Origin of the sequence: Falsiroseomonas oryziterrae (assembly GCF_021864505.1) — a bacterium.
Classification (GTDB): Bacteria; Pseudomonadota; Alphaproteobacteria; order Acetobacterales; family Acetobacteraceae; genus Falsiroseomonas; species Falsiroseomonas oryziterrae.
Map to the genome: position 1 here is coordinate 1 of NZ_JAKJIB010000302.1, position 5,188 is coordinate 5,188.

At 72.3% G+C, this 5,188-nt stretch carries 6 protein-coding genes and 1 pseudogene; 2 read left to right on the forward strand and 5 right to left on the reverse strand.

Going from position 1 to position 5,188, the window contains the following annotated elements:
* The 5 genes from L2I40_RS18680 to rplM all read right to left on the reverse strand — a co-directional run.
* Positions 1-403: hypothetical protein (locus L2I40_RS18680; RefSeq protein ID WP_237216696.1), on the reverse strand; the 403-nt coding region annotated here is incomplete at its 3' end.
* Positions 403-957, reverse strand: coding sequence for a gamma carbonic anhydrase family protein (locus tag L2I40_RS18685; RefSeq protein ID WP_237216697.1), 555 nt, complete (start codon positions 955-957; stop codon positions 403-405). The genes L2I40_RS18685 and L2I40_RS18680, both read right to left, overlap by 1 nt.
* A 91-nt stretch (positions 958-1,048) precedes the next feature.
* Positions 1,049-2,011 carry an N-acetyl-gamma-glutamyl-phosphate reductase gene (gene argC, locus L2I40_RS18690; RefSeq protein WP_237216698.1) on the reverse strand — a complete coding sequence of 321 codons (963 nt, stop codon included), beginning with the start codon at positions 2,009-2,011 and terminating at the stop codon, positions 1,049-1,051.
* A gap of 131 nt (positions 2,012-2,142) precedes the next feature.
* The gene (gene rpsI / locus L2I40_RS18695) at positions 2,143-2,646 is read right to left on the reverse strand and encodes a 30S ribosomal protein S9 (protein ID WP_237216699.1); all 504 of its coding nucleotides are present in this window, start codon (positions 2,644-2,646) and stop codon (positions 2,143-2,145) included.
* A gap of 2 nt (positions 2,647-2,648) precedes the next feature.
* On the reverse strand, positions 2,649-3,119 hold the full coding sequence (gene rplM, locus L2I40_RS18700; RefSeq protein ID WP_237216700.1) for a 50S ribosomal protein L13: 471 nt from the start codon (positions 3,117-3,119) through the stop codon (positions 2,649-2,651).
* 199 nt (positions 3,120-3,318) lie between these two features.
* On the opposite strand from rplM, the gene L2I40_RS18705 reads away from it, so the two are divergent.
* Positions 3,319-5,016, forward strand: a complete 1,698-nt coding sequence (locus tag L2I40_RS18705; protein ID WP_237216701.1) for a dihydroxy-acid dehydratase — start codon at positions 3,319-3,321, stop codon at positions 5,014-5,016.
* 10 nt (positions 5,017-5,026) lie between these two features.
* Positions 5,027-5,188: pseudogene (locus L2I40_RS18710) on the forward strand (NADH-ubiquinone oxidoreductase); the annotation flags it as partial.

The following is a 5,188-nucleotide window of genomic DNA, read 5'->3' on the forward strand; positions in this document are numbered from 1 at the left end:
CGACCGCGGCGTCGTTGCGCCGGAAGGCGGCGGCGGCGGCGAGCAGCGCGTCCTGCACCTGCTGCGGCGGCAGCGCGAGGTCGAGGCCGATCGCGCCGCGCAGCGCGGTGCGCCCCTCGCGCAGCAGCCGCGTGACGAAGGGCCCGTCGGCGAAGCGGCCGGCGTCCTGGAAGGCGGTGGAGGCATTCTCCACCATCGCACTCGCGAAGGCCGCGTCGCGCGGATTGCCGCGCAGCGCGGCTTCCCGGTCCACGAAGGCATGCGCCGCCTGCTCGGCGGCGAAGCGCGCCGGATCGCCGGCGCCGCGGAACACGTCGGGCGGAAGCTCGGCAACGGGTTCGAGCCGCATCTGCTCGCAGGCCGCGATCAGCAGGGGCAGGAGAAGGACGGCACGGCGGTCCATCACCGGCTGGCGAGGCTGGCGCGGTGCCGCTTCGCAAGCTCGACGTAGTGCACGGCAGTGCGGTCGAAGCGCGCGCGCTCCTCCGGCGTCATCACGCGGACGAGCTTGGCGGGGTTGCCCATCCAGAGCTCGTTCGGGCCGATCACCTTGCCGGGCGGCAGCAGGCCGCCGGCGCCGAGCATGCCGCCTTCCTCGATCACCGCGCGGTCGAGCACGGTCGCGCCCATGCCGACGAAGGCGCGGTTCTTCAGCGTGCAGGCATGCACGATGCAGGCATGGCCGATGGTGACGTCGTCGCCGATGATCAGCGGCTCCGCCCCGGCATTCAGGTGCAGGATCGAGCCGTCCTGGACGTTGGTGCGCGCGCCGATGCGCATGACGTTGGTGTCGCCGCGCAGCACGCAGTGATACCAGATCGAGGTGTCGGCCCCGATCTCGACATCGCCGACGACGACGGCGGTGGGGGCGATCCAGGCATCCGGGTGGATGACCGGGGTCTTGCCCTCGAAGGGCAGCAGCGGGCCGCGCGCGGCGGGGATGTGCAGGTCGTCCATCGGGTTCCGGCTCCTTTGTCGGGTTCCGGCATGTTGCCATCGCCCCCCTCACCCAACCCTCTCCCCCCTGCGGGGGGAGAGGGCAAGTGGGTTACTCCGCGGCCAGGGGCAGGGCCGGCGCGACATCCACGCCGAGCATCAGCCCGATGTTCTGCACGGCCGCCCCCGAGGCGCCCTTGCCGAGGTTGTCGAGCTTCGCGACCAGCACCGCCTGGCCGCGCGCCGCGTTGCCGTAGACGCGCAGCTCCAGCTTGTTGCTGCCGTTCAGATCCTCCGGCGCGAGCCGCGCCTTCGGATCGGCGGCTTCCACGCTGACCCAGGTGGAGCGCGCATAGGCGTCGCGCAGCGCGGCTTCGAGGTCGGCCGGCTTCGGCGCGCCGTTCAGCAGGTCGAGATGCAGGGGCACGCTGACCAGCATGCCCTGCGCGAAATCGCCGACGCTGGGCACGAAGATCGGACGCCGCGCGAGGCCGCCATAGAGCTGCATCTCGGCCAGGTGCTTGTGCTCGAGCGCCAGGCCGTAGAGGAAGAAGGGCGCGGCGCTGCGTGTCGGCTCGAACTCCGCGATCATCGCCTTGCCGCCGCCGGAGTATCCGGAGACGGCGTTGATGGTGACCGGGTAGTCCCCCGGCAGCAGCCCGGCCTCGACCAGCGGGCGGATCAGCGCAACGGCGCCGGTCGGGTAGCAGCCGGGGTTGGAGACGCGCGGCGCGGCCGCGATCGCGGCTTCCTGCGCCGGCGTCAGTTCGGCGAAGCCGTAGACCCAGTCGGGCGCCACGCGATGCGCGGTGGAGGCGTCGAGCAGCTTCGGCGCGGCGGCGCCGAGCGAGGCCGCCATCGCCGTCGCTTCCTTCGCCGCGTCGTCGGGCAGGCAGAGGACGACGAGGTCCACCTCGGCCATCAGGGCACGCTTGGCGTCCGCGTCCTTGCGCAATTCGGGCGCGATGGAGCGCAGCGCGATCCCCGGGAAGCGCGCCAGACGCTCGCGGATCTGCAGGCCGGTGGTGCCGGCCTCGCCGTCGATGAAGACGCTCGGGATGGGTCCCTTGGCCATGGTCGTTGTCCTCTCGGACTGCAGATGGGGGCAGCGTAGCCCGGAAAAGCAAGAGGGGCGGATCCTTGCGGACCCGCCCCCCCCGGATGAACCAGCCATGCGGCCGGGCGCGACGCCCGGTCCGCTGGGCGTCAGCGCTTGGAGAACTGGAACGAACGTCGCGCCTTCGGCTTGCCGTACTTCTTGCGCTCCACCGCGCGCGGGTCGCGCGTGAGGAAGCCGGCCTTCTTGAGCAGCGGGCGCAGGCCCGGCTCGTAGTAGGTCAGGGCGCGGGAGATGCCGTGGCGCAGCGCGCCGGCCTGGCCGGAGAGGCCGCCGCCGACGACGGTCGCGAAGACGTCGAACTGCTGGTACCGGTCGGAGACCAGGAAGGGCTGGGCGATCAACATGCGCAGCACGGGGCGGGCGAAGTACTTCGCCGCCGGCTTGCCGTTGATCTCCATCTCGCCCTTGCCGGGCTTCACCCAGACGCGGGCGACGGCGTTCTTGCGCCGGCCGGTGGCGTAGGACCGGCCCTGCGCGTCGCGCTTCGGCTCGCGCACCGGGGCCGCTTCCGCCGCGGCGGGGCCGCCGGCGGCGTTGACCATGTCCTTCAGCTCGGCCAGCGAGCCGCCGCGGGAAACCTGCTCGCTCATCCTCAGGCCACCTTGTTCTTGCGGTTCAGCGCGCCGACGTCGAGCGGCTGCGGGGTGTTGCCGCCATGCGGATGCTCGGGGCCGGCATAGACGTGCAGGTTGCGCATCTGGCGGCGGCCGAGCGGGCCGCGGGTGATCATCCGCTCCACCGCCTTCTCGATCACGCGCTCGGGGTGGGCGCTCTCGAGGCGCTCGCGCACGGTGCGGCCCTTGATGCCGCCCGCATAGCCGGTGTGCCAGTAGAACACCGACTGCTCGGCCTTCTGGCCGGTGACCCGGACCTTCTTCGCGTTGATCACGACGACATGGTCGCCGCAATCGACATGCGGGGTGAATTGCGGCTTGTGCTTGCCGCGGAGCCGGTTGGCGACCAGGGCTGCGAGGCGGCCGAGCACGAGGCCCTCCGCGTCGATCAGCACCCAGCCCTTCTGGACCTCGGCCGGCTTCAGCGAAGCCGTCTGTCTCGTCAGCATGGTTCGTCGGTGTCCGGGGTGGAAATCGGAGGGTGGCTTATCGCGGCGAGGGGCGGGAAAGTCAAGCGGAACGGGCGCTTGATGATGACGGTATTGCGTTACCGACAATGGCCGAGAGTGCGCCGTTCCCCGAACCCCCACCCCGACCCTCCCCCGCAAGCGGGGGAGGGAGTAAGCGTGCGGGGGAGAGGGAGCCTTCATGACCGACACGCCCCGCGGCCTCGCCAACCGGTCCTCCAACTACGGCGACAAGGAGTTCGCGCTGTATCTCCGGCGCTCCTTCGCCAACTCCATGGGCTATTCGCGGGCGATGCTGGAGAAGCCGGTGGTCGGCATCGCGGACACCGGCAGCGACTACAACAACTGCCACCGCACCGCGCCGGAGCTGGTGGAGGCGGTGAAGCGCGGCGTGCTGGCCGCGGGCGGGCTGCCGCTGGCCTTCCCGACCGTGAGCCTCTGCGAGCCGTCGCTCAACCCGTGCTCGATGCACTACCGCAACCTGATGGCGCTCGACACCGAGGCGATGCTGACCGCGCAGCCGATGGATGCCGCGGTGCTGGTCGGCGGCTGCGACAAGACGGTGCCGGCGCAGCTGATGGCCGCCGTCAGCTCCGGTACGCCCTCCGTCATGCTGGTCACCGGGCCGATGCTGGCGCAGGGGTTCGAGGGCGAGCGGCTCTCGGCCTGCACGGATTGCCGGCGCTACTGGGCGAAGTACCGCGCGGGCGAGGTGAGCGCCGAGAAGATCGGCCAGATCGAGGGCAAGCTGGCGACCACCGCCGGCACCTGCGGCGTGATGGGCACGGCGAGCACCATGGCCTGCATCGCCGCGACGCTGGGCTTCATGCCGCTCGACGCCGCGAGCGCGCCGGCGGTGCATGCCGACCGGCTGCGCATGGCGGAGGAGGCGGGCGCGCAGGCGGTGCGGCTGATCGCGAAGCCGATGCCGCCCGCGGCGCTGGTCACCGAAGCGAGCGTGGAGAACGCGATGCGCGTGCTGCTGGCGCTCGGCGGGTCCACCAACGCGGTGGTGCATCTGGCGGCGATCGCTGGGCGCGCGGGGGTGGCCTTCGACCTCGCGCGGCTGGATGCGCTGAGCGAGACGACGCCGGTGCTGGTGGACCTGAAGCCCACCGGCGAAGGCTACATGGAGGATTTTCACGCCGCCGGCGGGATGCAGGCGCTGCTGTGGGAGTTGCGGGACCTGCTGCACCTCGACGCGCCGGACCTCGATGGCGTCGCGCTGCGCGCGCGGATCGGCGACGGCACGCATTACGTGGACCGGCGCATCATACGCGCGCGGGAGACGCCGATCAGCCCGGTGGGCGGGCTGATCGCGGTGCGCGGGAGCCTGGCGCCCGACGGCGCCATCTTGAAGCGCAGCGCGGCGACGCCCGCGCTGTTCGAGACCGAGGCGCGCTGCGTGGTGTTCGACGGGCTCGAAGACCTGGCGAAGCGGGTGGACGACCCCGATCTCGACATCACGCCGCAGGACATCATGGTGCTGAAGGGCGCGGGGCCGCGCAGCGCGGCGGGGATGCCGGAGGCGGGCTACCTGCCGATCCCGAAGAAGCTCGCGCGGGCCGGCGTGAAGGACATGGTGCGGATCAGCGACTGCCGCATGTCGGGCACCGCCTTCGGCACCATCGTGCTGCATGTGGCGCCGGAGGCCGCGGTGGGCGGGCCGCTCGCGCTGGTCGAGACCGGCGACCGCGTCCGGCTCAGCGTGAAGGAGCGCCGGCTCGACCTGCTGGTGGAGGAAAGCGAGCTGGCGCGGCGGCGCGCGGCCTGGGCGCCCGCGCCCGCCCCGGCACGCGGCTGGGACCGGCTGGTGCATGACCAGGTGATGCAGGCGCCGGACGGCGCGGATCTGCGCTTCCTGCGACCGGCGCCCTGACGGTCCCCGCATGATCGCCGTCATCGGTGCCTCCGGGCGCAGCGGCGCCACGCTGTGCCGCGCGCTGGCCGCACGTGGCATGCCCTTCGTGCCGGTGGTGCGCGACGCCGCGCGATGGCGCGCGACCGGGCTGCCGGGAGACGCGCGGGTCGCCGACCTGCGCGACGCGGCG

What these genes read in the sequence shown, in the direction of transcription:
- argC (WP_237216698.1), bottom strand. Translation starts at nt 2,011, where the DNA reads ATGGCCAAGGGACCCATCCCGAGCGTCTTCATCGACGGCGAGGCCGGC.
- rplM (WP_237216700.1), bottom strand. Translation starts at nt 3,119, where the DNA reads ATGCTGACGAGACAGACGGCTTCGCTGAAGCCGGCCGAGGTCCAGAAG.
- rpsI (WP_237216699.1), bottom strand. Translation starts at nt 2,646, where the DNA reads ATGAGCGAGCAGGTTTCCCGCGGCGGCTCGCTGGCCGAGCTGAAGGAC.
- L2I40_RS18685 (WP_237216697.1), bottom strand. Translation starts at nt 957, where the DNA reads ATGGACGACCTGCACATCCCCGCCGCGCGCGGCCCGCTGCTGCCCTTC.
- L2I40_RS18705 (WP_237216701.1), top strand. Translation starts at nt 3,319, where the DNA reads ATGACCGACACGCCCCGCGGCCTCGCCAACCGGTCCTCCAACTACGGC.